Annotated in this window: 13 protein-coding genes; 5 read left to right on the top strand and 8 right to left on the bottom strand. The window is 71.1% G+C overall.

Annotated features, from left to right (window positions below; all coding sequences use genetic code 11):
* Positions 1-4 precede the first annotated feature (4 nt).
* Positions 5-1,729 (bottom strand): serine/threonine-protein kinase, encoded by a 1,725-nt coding sequence (locus tag ACIBHX_RS34140; protein WP_397071521.1) that lies wholly within the window; start codon positions 1,727-1,729, stop codon positions 5-7.
* Positions 1,730-2,001: 272 nt separating this feature from the next.
* On the opposite strand from ACIBHX_RS34140, the gene ACIBHX_RS34135 reads away from it, so the two are divergent.
* Positions 2,002-2,604: an isochorismatase family cysteine hydrolase gene (locus ACIBHX_RS34135; RefSeq protein WP_397071520.1), complete on the top strand. Its 603-nt coding sequence runs from the start codon at positions 2,002-2,004 to the stop codon at positions 2,602-2,604.
* Positions 2,601-3,404, top strand: a complete 804-nt coding sequence (locus ACIBHX_RS34130) for an SDR family NAD(P)-dependent oxidoreductase (protein ID WP_397071519.1) — start codon at positions 2,601-2,603, stop codon at positions 3,402-3,404. The genes ACIBHX_RS34135 and ACIBHX_RS34130 overlap by 4 nt, the downstream gene beginning before the upstream one ends.
* 2 nt (positions 3,405-3,406) lie before the next feature.
* Here the strand turns inward: ACIBHX_RS34130 and ACIBHX_RS34125 are convergent, their stop codons facing one another.
* Positions 3,407-4,579 (bottom strand): serine hydrolase domain-containing protein, encoded by a 1,173-nt coding sequence (locus tag ACIBHX_RS34125; RefSeq protein WP_397071518.1) that lies wholly within the window; start codon positions 4,577-4,579, stop codon positions 3,407-3,409.
* Positions 4,580-4,608: 29 nt separating this feature from the next.
* Between ACIBHX_RS34125 and ACIBHX_RS34120 the strand changes: the two genes are divergently transcribed.
* Positions 4,609-5,475, top strand: coding sequence for a cyclase family protein (locus ACIBHX_RS34120; RefSeq protein ID WP_397071517.1), 867 nt, complete (start codon positions 4,609-4,611; stop codon positions 5,473-5,475).
* On the opposite strand, the gene ACIBHX_RS34115 is transcribed toward ACIBHX_RS34120, so the two are convergent.
* Entirely contained in the window at positions 5,453-6,538 is a 1,086-nt protein-coding gene (locus ACIBHX_RS34115; RefSeq protein ID WP_397071516.1) for a cytochrome P450, read from the bottom strand. The two genes, ACIBHX_RS34120 and ACIBHX_RS34115, sit on opposite strands and share 23 nt — an antisense overlap.
* Before the next feature lie 56 nt (positions 6,539-6,594).
* On the opposite strand from ACIBHX_RS34115, the gene ACIBHX_RS34110 reads away from it, so the two are divergent.
* The gene (locus ACIBHX_RS34110; protein WP_397071515.1) at positions 6,595-7,167 is read left to right on the top strand and encodes a TetR/AcrR family transcriptional regulator; all 573 of its coding nucleotides are present in this window, start codon (positions 6,595-6,597) and stop codon (positions 7,165-7,167) included.
* A 76-nt stretch (positions 7,168-7,243) separates the two neighbouring features.
* Here ACIBHX_RS34110 and ACIBHX_RS34105 read toward each other — a convergent pair whose 3' ends face one another.
* Both ACIBHX_RS34105 and ACIBHX_RS34100 read right to left on the bottom strand, forming a co-directional pair.
* Positions 7,244-8,701, bottom strand: a complete 1,458-nt coding sequence (locus tag ACIBHX_RS34105) for an AMP-binding protein (RefSeq protein WP_397071514.1) — start codon at positions 8,699-8,701, stop codon at positions 7,244-7,246.
* Entirely contained in the window at positions 8,698-9,750 is a 1,053-nt protein-coding gene (locus tag ACIBHX_RS34100; protein WP_397071513.1) for an LLM class flavin-dependent oxidoreductase, read from the bottom strand. The genes ACIBHX_RS34105 and ACIBHX_RS34100 overlap by 4 nt, the downstream gene beginning before the upstream one ends.
* Before the next feature lie 158 nt (positions 9,751-9,908).
* Between ACIBHX_RS34100 and ACIBHX_RS34095 the strand changes: the two genes are divergently transcribed.
* Positions 9,909-11,588, top strand: coding sequence for a hypothetical protein (locus tag ACIBHX_RS34095; RefSeq protein WP_397071512.1), 1,680 nt, complete (start codon positions 9,909-9,911; stop codon positions 11,586-11,588).
* Here ACIBHX_RS34095 and ACIBHX_RS34090 read toward each other — a convergent pair.
* The 3 genes from ACIBHX_RS34090 to ACIBHX_RS34080 are packed head-to-tail and all read right to left on the bottom strand — an operon-like array spanning position 11,578 to position 15,462.
* On the bottom strand, positions 11,578-12,354 hold the full coding sequence (locus ACIBHX_RS34090) for an SAM-dependent methyltransferase (protein ID WP_397071511.1): 777 nt from the start codon (positions 12,352-12,354) through the stop codon (positions 11,578-11,580). The genes ACIBHX_RS34095 and ACIBHX_RS34090 overlap by 11 nt on opposite strands.
* Before the next feature lie 7 nt (positions 12,355-12,361).
* Positions 12,362-13,816 (bottom strand): ATP-binding protein, encoded by a 1,455-nt coding sequence (locus ACIBHX_RS34085; RefSeq protein ID WP_397071510.1) that lies wholly within the window; start codon positions 13,814-13,816, stop codon positions 12,362-12,364.
* The gene (locus ACIBHX_RS34080) at positions 13,813-15,462 is read right to left on the bottom strand and encodes an FAD-dependent oxidoreductase (protein ID WP_397071509.1); all 1,650 of its coding nucleotides are present in this window, start codon (positions 15,460-15,462) and stop codon (positions 13,813-13,815) included. The genes ACIBHX_RS34085 and ACIBHX_RS34080 overlap by 4 nt, the downstream gene beginning before the upstream one ends.
* Between the last annotated feature and the right edge of the window lie 54 nt (positions 15,463-15,516).

The following is a 15,516-nucleotide window of genomic DNA, read 5'->3' as shown; positions in this document are numbered from 1 at the left end:
AGGGTCACTCGGTCGTGACGTCCGAGGGCACGTCGGTGGGGGCGAACGGCTCCTGGCTCGACTGCTGGTCCGGGGTCGGCGAGCCCGCCGCGGTGTGCTGCGTGGGAGTCGGCGTCGTGGTGTGGCCCGGGCACGCGGGACCGTCCACGGCCACCTCGCTGACCTGCGGGCCGTTGGCCGAGGCGGGATCCGTCATCACCACGATGCCGAAGTACGACCGCTGGCCGCAGGCCACCGTCCCGAGGTCGCGCTGGACGCCGTCCACGTAGGCGGTCTTGCCGGCCAGCGTCCTGCTCTCGGTGTGCAGGGTGCGGACCGGGCCGTCGCCGTCGCGCCGGGTGTAGGACACGGTCAGCCGCACCGGGCCCGTGCCGTCGGCCGCGACCTTGATCGAGCCTGCAGAGCCGCTCCACGACATGATGCTGGCCGCCTGCACCGCGGGCCGGGCGGGCACGGAGGCCCTCGCCTGCGTCGGCGTCGGCGCCGGGGCGGGCGGCGTGGGGGTCGAGGAGGGCTGGGGCCGCCGCGTCGGGGGAGCGGTCGTCGTCCTCACGGGCGGCGGCGGGGTGGTCGCCTTGCGCTCCGGCGTCTTGTCGTCCACCGGGACGGTGTTCATCGAGGAGGGGTTCATCGAGGAGGGCGACTTGGGCGGCGGCATCAGCACCGTGCCGGGCCCGGGAGGCAGCCGGCCGCCCGACAGCAGCGCCGCGATCAGAACCGCCACCACGGTCGCGGCGGCGATCCACAGGTGCGGCGGCAACCGCGGCACCCGCACCGTCCGCTCCCTGAGCGTGGGCGCGGCCTCGGCCGTCGAGGCCGTCTTGGCCAGCGGGAACTTCAGCGCCAGCAGCGTGGCCAGCTCGGCCAGGTGCCGGCGCCCGCGCTGCTCCCACTCGGGGCCGTAGCCGGCGACCGCGTCCTCCTCGAGCTCGGCCGCGAACTGCCTGGCCGAGGCGTACCTGGCGGCCGGGTCCTTGGCCATCCCGCGCCGCAGCAGGTCGCGCAGCGTGTCGGGGGCCACCTCCAGCGGCACGGGCTCGACCAGGTGCTTGTCCCTGATGGCGGCGACGTCTGTGCCCATGGCCGCGGCCGCTTCGGGGCCCGTCGCCCTCTCGCTCGGGCCGCGGAAGGGCGGCCTGCCGCGCACCGTCTCGAACAGCACGCAGGCGGCGGCGTACAGGTCGGCGGGCGGCCCCGCCGTACCGTTCGTCCACAGCTCGGGGGACATGTACGGCGGGCTGCCTGCCGGGACGCCGGGCTCCTCGGCGTGCACGACGATGCCGAAGTCGGCCAGCTTGCTCGTGCCGTCGGCCTGGACCAGCACGTTCTCCGGCTTGACGTCGTGGTGCGGCACACCCCGCTCGTGCGCGGCGGCCAGCGCGAGCAGCGTGCCCTTCAGGACGACCAGTGCCGCCTCGGGAGTGATGCGGCCGTGCTCGGCCAGGATCGTGCGCAGCGAGACGCCGTCGACCAGCTCCATCACGACGGCGGCCCGGGTCGGCGTCTCGACGTACTCGTAGAGCTTGACCACGTTCGGGTCGTCGATCTCCACCAGGGCGTGGCTGTCCGTCCGGAAGCGCGCCATGAACTCGTCGTCCCTGCGCAGGGTCGCGTTCAGGTACTTGATCGCCACGTAGGCGCCGGTGGCCTGGTAGGTGGCGAGGAACACCCGGCCGCTGTGGCCGGCGCCGAGCTGGCGAACTTCCCTGTAGCCAGGAACCAAGTCCAACCCCCAACCCATCCGTCTCTCATTCGACGGTCTCATTGGGGTTTCCGGTTGTCACGAGTGACGATATTTCGTCATCTGCTTGTATCCTGTGACTCTCCGTAATCACGATCCTGTACGGCGAGCCGCCCCACCGCCCGCCCGCCGCACTCCGGCCGGGGGCCCGCGACCGGCGCTTCCGGCGAGTCGATGACACTCACCCGCCGCCACGGCGCACGGGACCCGGATGGTAAGGTCCACATACCAAGCAAGCGCTCGGCAGGCTGGAGGCTCGGGTGGCGCGCACGGCGGTTCTGGTCATGGAGATGCAGCGAGGCGTCGTCGGCGATCTAACGAAATTTCCGGAATTGGTGGCCGCCTGTGAGGCCCACGACGTGATCCCGCACACCGCCGCGATCCTCGAGGCCGCCCGGGCGGCCGGTATCCCGGTCATCCACTGCACCGCCGCCTTCCGGGCGGACCGGGCGGGATCCCACACCGACAACTGCCCGTTCATCGTCGCCCTGCTGAAAGACCCCGCCCACATGCTCGAAGCAACCCCCGCCGTGGAGGTCCTCCCGGAACTACGGGACCCGGGCGACCTGGAGAGCAGGCGATACCACGGCTTCTCGCCCTTCACCGGCACCTCGCTGGACATGAGGCTGCGCTCCCTGGGCGTCTCCCACGTGATCGCCGTGGGCGTCTCGCTCAACCTGGGCATCCCCGGCCTGGCCCTGGAGGCGGTCAACCTCGGCTACCGGGTCACCGTCGTGACGGACGCCGTGGCCGGCATCCCCGACGACTACGCGCGAGCCGTACTGAGGAACACCATCAGCCTCCTGGCCACCCGCGTGCGCACGGGCGACCTGCTCAAGCAAATGTTAGGTTCGGAAGCATGACAGCCGGTTGGCAGCTCGACGGCAGACGCGCCCTGGTGACCGGGGGCGCGGGCGGCATCGGCGCGGCCATCTGCGCCGACCTGGTGGCCCAGGGAGCGGCCGTGATCGTGGCCGACCTGGACGCCGCGGGCGCGGCCAAGGTGGCCGGCGAGGTGGGCGTCCACGCGCCCTGGGTCGTGGACCGCGGCGGCGTCGCCTGGTCCGAGGAGCCGGAGCACGGCACCGCCGAGGCCAAGGAACTGGACCTGAGCGATCCCGTCTCCATCGAGAGCTTCTGCCGCGACGTCGGCGTGGTGGACATCGTGGTGCACAACGCGGGCGTGTCCGTCGTGGAGGAGTTCGTCGCGAGCGATCCCGCGCACTGGGACCTGATGTGGCAGGTCAACCTGCGCGGGCCGATGCTGCTCACCAAGCTGCTGCTGCCCGGGATGATCGAGCGCGGGTGGGGGCGGCTGGTGTTCATCGCCTCCGACGGGGCTCGGGCGGGCTCGGGCGGCGAGGGCGCCTACGCGGCCACGAAGTCTGGGCTGTTCGGGCTGGCCAAGAGCCTGGCGCGGGAGGTCGCCAAGTCCGGGATCACCTCCAACGTGATCTGCCCGGGACCCACGGACACGCCGATGCTGCGCCGGGTCGACGCCCAGAACCCCGGCCTGGTGGACAAGATCGCCCGCGGCATTCCGCTGAGGCGGCTGGGCACCCCCTCCGACGTTTCCGGACTTGTCGCCTATCTCTGCAGCGAGCGCGCCTCCTACATCACCGGACAGACGCTGTCGGTGAGCGGCGGCGTGACGATGCAGTGAGGTCACAGCGAGTCGTAGACCGCCTTGGTGAGGTGGTAGCCGCGCAGGCTTCCGGCGGGGGCGTTGTCCATGTGGTTCATCACGTAGCCGATGGCCAGGCGGTGCTCCAGGTCGCCGAGCCCGATGAAGCCGCCGCTGCCCGTGTGGCCGAAGGCCGTCTCGGCGGGGGAGAAGAACGTCAGCGCCGGACGCATGAATCCGAGCCCGAACGAGCTGTCCAGCCGCAGCACCCGGTCCTCGCCCCTGACTCTCGGGCGGATCGCGTCGGTCAGCGTGCCGAGCTCCAGCACCTCCCCGGCCACCAGCGCCCGGTAGAACCCGGCCAGCCCGCGCGCCGTCGCCACGACGCCCACGGCCGGCCAGGCGGCCCGCAGGAGCGCCGGATTGTTCGCCCCGCCCTCCAGATCGTTGATCCGCGGATTCCCCATGGCCCGGTTCACCAGGCTCTCGGGATCCCGTCCCGCCGCCACCATCCCGGCCAGTGGTCCTGCTGTCGCATCCCCGCCCTCGAGGGCTTCCGTGGCGGGTTCCGTGGGGCCTGCCGTACCGGATTGCTGGGAGAGGCGCTTGGTCGTGAGGCGGGCCGCGCGGGCGATGACCGGGTCGGGGGCGCCCAGCCAGAGCTCGAGGTCGAGCGGCCCGGCGATGTCGGCCGCGACCAGTTCGCCCACCGACTTGCCCGTGACCCGGCGGACCACCTCGCCGATCAGGAAGCCGTACGTCAGCGCGTGGTAGCCGTGCGCCGTCCCCGGCTCCCACACCGGCTGCTGCCCCGCGAGGCGGGCGGCGATCGCCGGCAGGTCGCCGAACTCCTCCACCGGCACCCGCTCCTCGATCACCGGCAGCCCGGCCTGGTGCGTGAGCAAGTGCTCCACGGTCGCAGGAGCCGTGAACTCCGGCCACACCTCCTTGACGGGCGCCGCCAGGTCCACCAGCCCGCGCTCGGCCAGGCGCAGCAGCACCGCCGCCGTGACGGCCTTGGTGCACGAGAAGATGAAGGCGGGCGTGTCGCGCTCCCACGGCCTGCCCGACACCCGGTCGGCCGTCCCGTCCCACAGGTCCACGATGAGCTCGCCGTCCAGATAGACGGCGAAGGCGGCACCGACCTCGTGCCCGTCTGCGAAGTTCCGCTCGAAGGCCGCGCGCACTCGAGCGAACCGGGGATGGCAGTGCATGAACCCTCCGCGTGAAAGGAAGCGCTTACTTGGTTGCCGAGCCTAACAACTGGGGCCGCTTCGGCCCAGAGGATCAGCGCGGGACGCTCAACCTGCTCACCCCCGACGTCGTGCTGCGGGCGCTCGGCGCCGCCAGGACCGGGCAGGTGCTCAGCCTGGCGATGCCGGTCAAGGGCGCCCCACGGCTCAGGGGGCGCCCCGCGCCGCAGCACTTCATGTCGGTCGACGGCGGCGACTATGCGGCCGGCGCCCGCCCGGTCGGGCCCGGGCTGCGGATGGCCGACGACGTGCTGATCGTCAGCTCCCACGGGACGACCACGCACATGGACGCGCTGTGCCACATGTGGTCGGGCGAGGAGATCTACAACGGTCACCCGGCCGCCCGGGTCCGCTCCCACGGCGCCGCCCGGTGCGGGATCGAGCAGGTGGGCGGCGTGGTGGCCCGAGGCCTCTTCTACGACGTGGCCGGCTATTTCGGCGTCGACCACCTGCCGCCGGACCACCGCATCACCCCGGAAGTCCTGGCCGACATCGCGGAACCGGAACCCGGCGACGCGGTCGTCATCCGCACCGGCTGGCCCACGGTCTGGGACAGCTCGCCGGGCCAGCCGGGCCTGTCCGCCGACGCCGGACGGTGGCTCGCGCGCCACGACGTCTCGGTCGTCGCCTGCGACAACGCCGCCATCGAGGGGCTGAACGACCGCCAGCTCTCCGACGAGGACCTGGACGACGACCTCCACCTGATCCTGCTGCACCGCCACGGTGTCCACCTGCTCGAGATGCTGTGGCTGGAGGAGCTCGCCGCGGCCGGCCGTACGGACTTCGTCTTCGTGGTGGCGCCGCTGCGGATCCAGGGCGGCACCGGCAGCGCCGTCAACCCGCTCGCAATCCTGTGACAGGCAGCTCGACCAGGCCGCGGACGGCGCCCTGCTTGAACACCACCTCCTCGTACGGCACGGCCACCCGCAACCCGGGGAAGCGGTCGAACAGCGCCAGGTAGGCGATGCGCATCTCCAGCCTGGCCAGGTGGTGCCCCAGGCACAGGTGCGGGCCGTGGGCGAAGGCCAGCTGCAGCCTGGCCTCCTCGCGGTCAAGCGCGAGCCGGTCGGGCTCGTCGAACACGGCGGCGTCGTGGTTGGCCGCCATGAGGTCGAGCGACACCGTCTCGCCCGCGGCCACCAGCGTGCCCTCGACCTCGACGTCCTCCAGCGCCGCCCGGCTGATGGTCCCGACGATCGACAGGCGTCGCAGCAGCTCCTCGACCGCCGCGCCCGGGTCTCGCCTGAGACTCTCGATGTGGGCCGGATCCTCCAGGAGCGTCAGGACGCCCAGGCCGATCATGTTCGCGGTGGTCTCGTGCCCGGCCACGAGCAGCAGCAGGGCGATGTTCACCAGCTCCTCGTCGGTGAGCTCGTCCTCCTTGATCAGCCCGCTGATCAGATCGTCGCCCGGCAGGTCGCGCTTGCTCCTGACCAGCTCGCCCAGGTAGGTCGCGAGCGCGCCCATCGCCTCCTGCACGCGCGGGTCGAGGCGGGCGATCATCGCCGACTGCTGCTCGAAGAACTCATGGTCGCTGTACGGCACGCCGAGCAGCTCGCAGATCACCAGCGACGGGATCGGCAGCGCGAACTCCCTGACCAGGTCGGCGGTCGGCCCCGCCATGGCGTCCAGGCGTTCCTCGGTGATCTCGCGGATGCGGGGTTCGAGCTGCCGCATGCGGCGCGGGCTGAACTGCGCGTGCACCATGCGCCGGTAGCGGGTGTGGTCGGGCGCGTCCATGCCGGGGAACCAGCCCGGCGCGGCCGGGTCCGTGGCGCCGTTGGGTCGTACGGCCTGCCGGAGGGGGTGCTTGAGCTCCTGGCGGGCGGAGAATCGGGGGTCGCCGAGCACGGCGCGGACCTCGGCGTGCGTGGTCGCAAGCCAGCCGAGGTGACCGTCGGCGGATTGAATACGTCGCATGATTTTGAGAGTACGCTCTCATTTGGAAGTTGACTAGCATGGTGCAGAATCAGTGCATGAGTCTCCGGGAACGCAAGAAGGCGAAGACGCGGGTGCTGATCCAGCGGGAGGCGCTGCGGCTCTTCCGCGATCAGGGCTTCGCCGCCACGACGGTCGAGCAGATCGCGGAGGCCGCGGAAGTCGCGCCCAGCACCGTGTTCCGCTACTTCCGCACCAAAGAGGACCTCGTGGTGATGGACGACTTCCCGCCGTTCGTGGACGCGCTCACCGCGGCGCCCGCCGACGCCGGGCCCATCGAAGCGGTCCGCCTGGCGTTGCGCGAGGTCAACGCCCAGCGCACGCCCGAGGAGCGCGCCGCCGGCCTGGAGATCGAGCGCCTCGTCTTCACCGTCCCCGAGCTGTGGGCCGCCAACCTCGACAACATCACCCAGGCCCTCGCCTCGCTCCGGGACCTCCTGGCCACCCGCGCGGGCAGACCCACGGACGACCCCGAAATCCGCAACATCGCGGGCGCCATCGCGGGCGTCGTCATGGCCGTCTGGTTCGACTGGGTCCGCGACCCCGACTTCGATGGCCCCGCCGAACTCGACCGAGCCCTCGCCTCCCTCGATTCCGGCTTCACCCTCTAGCCCACCCGCCCGGCGAGCACCCGAACCCCCGGACGCGGGTGGACGGCTGCCCGTCCGCGGACCGGCATGCTCGGGGTTAGGTGCCGGGGTAGTTGCCGCCGCCGTGGGTGGTGTCGAGGGTGTCGTAGTCCGGGGTGTAGCCCTTCTTGGGGATCTCCGGGACGAAGACGATGTCGCGTGGCTTCTTGTAGGAGGCGATCTGCGACTGGACGTGGGCGATCAAGGTCTCCGGGGAGACCTCGGAGGAGGTGACGACGATGGCCTTGACCGACTGGTGCCACCGGTCGTCGGGGACCCCGATGACGGCGGCGTCCGTGACCGCGGGGTGGGACTTGAGGGCGCGTTCCACCTCCGCCGGATAGATGTTCTCCGCCCCGGACTTGATCATGCGGAGCTTGGGACCGATGAACGTGAGGGTCCCGTCGGGCTCGCGACGCCCGAGGTCCCCGGTGTGATGCCACCCGTGAGCACACTTAGCCGCATTTAAGTCGGGACGGGCGAAATATCCGGAGAAGAGGGACTTGCCGCGGGCACAGATCTCCCCGACCTCACCGGCCGGAACCTCGCCGCCATCCGGACCCAGGATGCGGACCTGGACCAGCGGTGAAGGCCGCCCCGCGAAGCCGGCACCCCCAGGTGCGAGCCCCAGGAAAGTGAGCATCCCGCCCACCTCGGTCTGCCCGTACCCGCCCATCGTGGACCGGCACCACGGCGAGTCGTCCACCGTGATCATCGCGTCCCACTCCGGAGAGTGCGCGACGAACCGCAGCGACGACAGGTCGTACTTCCCCCCGCCGTTGGCCGCCACCACCGCGTCGATCATCTGCCCGAACAGGAACGCCTGCGTGACCTTCTCCGCGTCGACCAGCCGGCAGAGCTCCTCGGCGTCGAAGCCGGGCATGAACACGTTCGTCCCGCCGATCTGCAGCGTGGCCAGGCAGAACATCATGGTGCCCACGTGGAACAGCGGCCCGCTGTTCAGGAACGTGAACCCGGGCTCCATCTGCCGTACCACCAGCAGGGAAGCACTGTGCGCGACCAGGGCCGCGCTGCTGAGCAGGGCGGCATGAGGATGCCCGTCGAAGGCGGCCGTGTACAGCGCCAGCGTGGGAGAGGTGTCGTCCACCGACGGGAAGTCCCGCACGGAGCCGCTCGCGACGAAGCCCGCGTAGTCCGCTATCCAGGACGCCTCGGCAGCGGAATCAGGGGAGCAGAACACCACGCGCGGCGTCAGATCGTCCACGATGAACTGGAGCTCCTGGGCGGACTGCCGCCAGTTGGCCGGGCAGAAGATCGCCCCCAGCCGCGAGCAGGCCAGCAGCAGCTCGAGTACGGCATGCGAGTTCTGCCCCACCCACAGCACCCGCTCCCCGGCCGTGACCCCGCGCCCGGCCAGGGCGTCGGCCAGCCGGGACACGCGCTCGTCGAGCTCGGGGTAGGTGAGCCGCACCTCGCCGTCCACGGCGGCGGTGACCTGCGGGCGGCTACGGGCATGCTCGGCCAGCACGTCGGAGAGTGTCAACGAGTGGATCATCGAACCTCCCTCTGGAATGCGGGCATGACCTCACGGGCGAAGAAGCGCATGACCCGCTTCATCTCCTCCAGCGGCAGCGGCCGCGTGCTGCCGAAGTCGCAGAGCAGGTTGGCGAACCCGGCGTCGCGCAGCAGCGAGATCTGCTCGATGACGCGCGCGGGATCGCCGATCACCTCCAGCTGCTCCCAGCGGAAGTCGGCGGAGACGGAACCGCCCTTCAGGTAGCGGTCCTGGTAGTACTCGAAGCCCTGGGCGGCACGCCCGGTCTTCGGGTCGATCGGCGAGCTCTTCTCGTTGAAGATCCGCGACCTGTCGAACATCGCCTCGAACCTGGCCAGGTCCTCGCGCGCCTGCTCCAGCGTCGGCGCCACGTAGACGGTGCGGGCCACGACCAGCTCGCCGGGCTTGGGGGACAGCTCCGTCCATGTCCTGGCCGCGTTGACGACCTTGCGGAACGTCGCGGCGGGGTCGGCCAGGATGGGCAGGCCGCGCTCGGCGTACATGGTCACGGTCTCGGGGGAGACGGCGGCCACGTGCAGCGGCGGGTGCGGATCCTGCAGCGGGCGGGGGACGAGCGAGACCTCGGCGCCGGTCTTGTAGAACTTGCCCTCGTGCTGGAAGACGTCCTGCGTCCACAGCCCGAGAATCACCTCGAGCGCCTCGTTGAAGCGGTCGCGGGCCTCGGCCAGGTCGATGCCGAACCCCTCGAACTCGAAGCTCTGGTATCCGCGTCCGATACCCAGGTCGAGCCGCCCGCCGGACAGCAGGTCCACCATCGCGGCCTCCTCGGCCACGTGGACGGGGTTGTGCAGCGGCAGCACGACGATCCCGGTGCCCAGCCTGATCCGCGACGTCCTGGCCGCCGCGTGCGCCAGCAGCGTGAACAGGTTCGGCACGACCCCGTAGTCACGGAAGTGGTGCTCGGCCAGCCGTACCCCGTCGAACCCCAGCTCCTCGGCCAGCTCGATGAGCTCCAGGTGGTAGTCGTAGACCTCCTTGAAGCTCTGGCCGTCGGCCCGATGGAAGAGGTGGAAGGTCGAGAACTTCATGCGGACAGCCTCTCGATGTGACCAAGCGCTCGCTTGGGAGCGTATCAGTTCTACGCCGGGATGCCAGCCCTAACGTCCGCATAACCATGTCGGGTGACGGCCGAGTTATGCCGACATTGGTGGACTTCCTGATCCAGCACACCGGATCAGGGGGACCCATGACGCTCGCACCTGCCCGCAGCAGACCTCGCGTGACGCTGCCCGCCCCGCGAAGATCGATCACCTGGGTCCTGGTGGGCGGCTGGATCGCGCAGCTGGCCGTACGGCTGTGGCTGTTCCGCTACCACGCGGGCCCGGTGGCCAACCCGGACGAGACCGGCTACCTGATCGCCGCCCGATGGCTGGCCGGCGGGCCGGGCGGCGACTTCTCCGGCTCGACCTTCTACCAGGGCGGATACCCGCTGCTGCTGGTCCCGGCGTTCTGGGTGACCTCGGATCCCGAGACCGCCTACCGGCTCGTGGTGGCGATCGGCTCGATGGCCGCGGCCTCCGCGTTCCCCCTGGCGTACCTGGCGCTGCGGCGGCTGCGGACGGGCAGGCGGCCCGCGCTGCTGCTGGCCTTCGTAGCCGGGCTGTGCCCTGCGCTGGTGGAGTTCGCCGGGCTGGCGCTGACCGACGCGATCCTGCCGACGCTGGTGCTCGGCTGGCTGATCGCGCTGCACGATCTCGCGCAGGGCCGTACGGCGGGCAGGTCAGGGATCGTGGCGGGGGCGCTGGCCGGGTACGCCACGGCGGTGCACATGCGGGGAACGATCGTCTTCGGGGTCTTCGTCGTCGTGGTCGCCGCCCTGCTGCTCACGCACCGGGTGCCGCGATCGGCCGGGCTGAAGGCGCTGGCCGTCGCGGGGACCGTGGCCGTGGCCGGGCTGGCGCTCAACCGGGCGGTGTCGGCGGCGCTCTACCACGACGGCGTGCGCGACCTGTCGGGAATGCTGGCCGACCGGCTCACCAGCGCCGGCGGCCAGGCCTGGGCGCTGTCCGGCGCGCTGGGCCAGCTCTGGTACCTGGTCACCGCCACCTGGGGCCTCGCCGGGGTCGGCATGGCGGGCGCCACCGTGGTCGCGCTCAGGCGGGGCGGGCTTCCCGGCCCGCGCGTGCTGGCCGCCACGCTCCTGCTGACGACGCTGGGCATCGCCTACGCCTCCTCGGCCGCGCTCCCCGACGAGCACCGGGTCGGCAACTACGTCTACGGCCGCTACACCGCCTGCGTCGCCGCCGTCTGGCTCCTCGCGGGCCTCGTCGTCCTGCTGCGCCTGCGCCGCGCCGCTGTCGTACGGCGGGCCCTGGCGGGAGCCGGGATCCTGGTAGCCGCGGGGGGAGCGGCCGCCTGGTACGCGGGAGACCGGCTGACCACGTACAGCTTCATCGCCTTCGACTTCCCCGAGGTGAACTTCCTGACCAGAGCCTGGCAGCGCCTCGACATGATCGCCGCCTCGGCCGCCGCGCTGTCGCTCCTGGCCTGTCTGGTGGCGATGGCGCTGTGGATGCCGCGCCGTGCCAGGCTGCCGCTGGTCGCCGCCGGGGTGGCCGCCGTACACCTGGCCTTCCTGGCCGACCTCGCACCCAAGACCGCGCCCGCCGCCGGACCCGGCTGGCTGCCCGCGCCGCCACCCGGCAGGGTCGCGCTGGACACCCGGGTCTCGTGGCGCGTGTGGGTCCCGCTGACGTACCAGGTGTCATGGACGGCGCTGGAGCGCTACCAGGGCGCCCCGCCCGCCGGTGCGTGCACTGCCCTGACCCCGCTCGCCGCGGGACCACCGGCAAGCGGCTGGACCGCCACCGCCACCGGCAGCGACTGGGTCATCTGGGCGGGCCCGGCCTGCGCGGCTAAGGCCTGAGCGCGACGCCGCCGAGCAGGTAGTCGCCCACCCCTTGCAGCGGGGCGAGCTCGGCCACCTCGGGCCGCCACTCGGCCACGTTCGCCAATCCCGGCTCCACCAGCTCGAGCCCGTCGAACAGCGGCAGGATCTCCGCCCGCGTGCGCAGCCTGATGCCGGAGGTGGCCGCGTCGTAGACGTGCGAGATGTCGTCCGACTCGACGGGCCGGTTGGGGCAGGCGTGCGAGAGCACCAGGTGGCTGCCGGGCGCCATCCGCTCCTTGAGCAGCCCGATCAGCCGCGCGGGGTCGTCGGAGTCCTGGACGAAGTGGAGCACCGCCACGACCAGCACCGCGACCGGCTCGGAGAAGTCGATCAGCTTCGCCTCGTCCATGATGGCCGCCGGGTCGCGCAGGTCGCCCTGGACCACGTCCACGTCCCGCGACCCGGCCAGCAGCGCGCGGGCGTGGGTCAGCACGATCGGGTCGTTGTCCACGTAGACGACGCGGGCGTCCTCGCCCGCCACCTCGTGCACGTTGCCCTGGGTCGGCAGCCCGGTGCCGATGTCCAGGAACTGGCGGATGCCCCGCTCGGCCAGGTACCGCACCGCGCGCTGCATGAACGCACGGTTCTCCCTCGCGGCGTCCCTGGTCGCGGGCACGATCGCGAGAACCTGCTCCGCGGCCTCACGGTCGGAGGCGAAGTTGTCCTTGCCGCCCAGGTAGTAGTCGTACATCCGGGCGACGTTGGGGATACGGGGATTTATCCCGACTGGGACCTGGTCCACGGGCCGATCATACAACCGCCCCCGGCGTCTCCCTGAGCGGAAGCCGTACCTCGAACCAGGTGTCGCCCGGCACCGAGCGCGTCTTCAGCTCGCCGCTGTGGCGGCCGGCCACGATGCGGTAGGAGATGTCCAGGCCGAGCCCTGTGCCGTGCCCCACGGTCTTCGTGGTGAAGAACGGCTCGAAGATCCGGTCCTTGATCGCGTCCGGCACGCCGGGACCCGTGTCGCCGATCTCGATGATCGCCTCGTCCTCGTCGTGCGCGGTCCTGATGGTCAGCGTGCCCTGCGAGCCCATCGCGTCCAGCGCGTTGGAGATGAGGTTCGTCCACACCTGGTTGAGCTCGCCGGCGTAGGCAGGGATCTCCGGCAGCGTCCGGTCGTAGTCGGTGACCACGTTGATGTCCGGCGGGATCTTGCCGCGGAAGATCGCGATCGTGCTGTCGAGCAGCTCGTGCACGTCCACCATCTGGAACGGCGCCCGGTCCATCTGGGAGTACTGCTTGGCCGACGAAAGCAGCGACGTGATCCGCTCGGTGGCCTCGGTGATCTCGCCCAGCATCTGCGAGATCTCCACCGCGTCGGCCAGCCAGCGCAGGGCCACCCCGGCGTGCTCCTCGCCCACCTTGGTGCGGATCTTGGCCAGCGTCTCCAGGTTGAACCCGGCGTTGACCAGCGAGGGCGCCAGCTCCCACGCGTCGTTCACGCCGAGATCCTCAAGCGCCTCGCCCACCTCGTCCTCGGCGTCGGACACCTCGAGCGGGCTGCGCGGCGCCAGGGTGCCCACGGCCCCCGCGCACCCCTCGGCCATCTCGATCAGGTGCAGCAGCTTCTGCGGCGGTATCCCGTTGGTGGCCAGCCCCGCCAGCTGCAGGCGCGACTCCCTGATCAGCGTGCGCAGCTCGCTCACCGCCCGTACGGCTGCCGCCGCCGGGTTGTTCAGCTCGTGGGTCAGCCCCGCCGTGATCGTGCCCAGGGCGGTCAGCCGCTGGCGCCGGTCGATGATCTCCCGGGCGGCCCGCCCGCCGTACGTCATGCCTTCCAGCAGGTGCATGGCCATCGGGAACCACTCGGTCACGATGTAGCCGAACTTCTTGGCCGGCAGCACGAACATCCGGGTGGGCGCGCAGGCCCGCAGCGAGTGCTGGTAGGTGGCCGGCGCCCGGTTGCCCAGGTAGGCCGACACCGCCCCGGCGTACACGCCCGGCTGGGTGGAACGCGGCTGCGCCACGGGACCGGCGTCGGTGTCGGTCATCATCTGGATCTCGCCCTCCATGAGGACGAAGAACGAATCCGACGGCTCACCCTGGCGCAGGATGAACTCGTCCTTGGCGTACTCGCGCACCTCGCCCTTGGCGGCCAGCAGGTTCAGCTGCTCGTCCGTCAGGCGCTCGAAGAGGAACAGCTTGCGTAGCGCGTCGATGTCGACAGTGCCGTCGATGGGGCCGTCGATAGGGGTTGTCATTGCTTCTCCAGGTAACGATGCACGAGCGCGACGGCCATCGCGCCCTCACCGACGGCCGAAGCCACCCGCTTGATCGAGTCGGCCCGCACGTCACCCGCCGCGAGTACACCCGGCACATTGGTCTCCAGGTAGTACGGCTCGCGGCGCAGCGTCCAGTTGCGCGGACGCTTGCCGCCGTGCACCAGGTCGGGCCCGGTCAGCACGAACCCCTTCGCGTCGCGTTCGATCGTGTCGCCCAGCCAGGAGGTGTACGGCTCGGCGCCGATGAACACGAACAGCCACTGCGCGTCGACCGTGCGCTCCTCGCCCTTGGTGGCGATCGTCAGCCGCTCCAGGTGGCCGTCGCCATCGCCGCCGGTGACCTGCGTCTGCAGGTGCACCTCGATGTTCGGCAGCGCCTGGATCTGCTCGATGAGGTAGTGCGACATGGACTTCTCCAAACCGTCACTCCTCACCAACAAATTGACCTTGCTCGCGAATCCCGCCAGGTAGACGGCCGCCTGGCCGGCCGAGTTGGCCGCGCCCACGATGTAGACCTCGCCGTCCTGGCACGAGGGAGCCTCGGTCAGCGCGGCCCCGTAGAAGACGCCCCGGCCCACGAAGTCGTCCAGGCCCGGCGCCTCCAGGCGGCGGTAGGTGACGCCGGTGGCCAGGATGACCGCGTGCGCCGCGATCTCCCCGCCGTCCTTGAAGCCCACGACCCTGGCCTGGCCGCGCGACTCCAGGCTGGTGACCTTGCGCGCGGTCAGCAGCTCCGCGCCGAACTTCAGCGCCTGCCTGCGCGCCCTGTCCGCCAGCTGCGCCCCCGAGACGCCGTCGGGGAAGCCCAGGTAGTTCTCGATCCTGGAGCTCTGCCCCGCCTGCCCGCCGGAGGCGTGCGCCTCGACCAGCACGGTCTTGAGCCCCTCCGAGGCGCCGTAGACCGCCGCGCCCAGCCCCGCGGGCCCGCCGCCGATCACGATCAGGTCGTAGAAGTCGGTGGCCGGCGTCGTCGACAGGCCCACCGCCGAGGCCAGCGTGGCCTGGTCGGGCGACTCCATCGTGACGCCGTCCACGGTGATCACCAGCGGCAGGTGGCAGTCCTCGCCCGCCGCGGCCACCAGCTGCGCCCCCTCGGGATCGTCGGACAGCATCCACTGGTAGGGCACATGGTTACGCGCCAGGAAGTCGCGCACCCGGTACGACGGCGCCGACCACCGGTCGCCCACCACGCGCAGCTCGGACCGCTCCACCCGCTCGGTGCGCTGCCAGGCGTCCAGCTGGCCGTCGATCACCGGGTAGAACTTCTCCTCCGGCGGGTCCCACGGCTTGAGCATGTAGTGGTCCAGGTCCACCACGTTGATCGCCTGGATCGCCGCGTCGGTGTCGGCGTACGCGGTCAAGAGCACCCGCCGCGCGTACGGATACATGTCCATCGCGGCCTCGAGGAACTGCACCCCGTTCATCTGCGGCATGCGGTAGTCCGCCAGGATCGCCGCCACGTCGTCGCCGCGCAGCCGCATCTCCTTCACCGCCTCGATGCCCTGCACGGAATCCTCGGCGCGGACGATCCGGTACTCCTGGCCGTACTTGCGTCTGAGGTCACGGGCGACTGCCCGCGACACGCCCGGGTCGTCGTCGACCGTCACGATGACCGGCTTGTCCATGCCCCTGCCTTCCCCTGATGTCTTCTAAGGGAAGGATGTCATGGCTCGCCAAGT

Origin of the sequence: Nonomuraea sp. NPDC050536, from assembly GCF_044457685.1 — a bacterium.
GTDB lineage: Bacteria > Actinomycetota > Actinomycetes > Streptosporangiales > Streptosporangiaceae > Nonomuraea.
The sequence above is the reverse complement of the archived record's forward strand: the minus strand, read 5'-3'. Positions and strand labels throughout refer to the sequence as shown.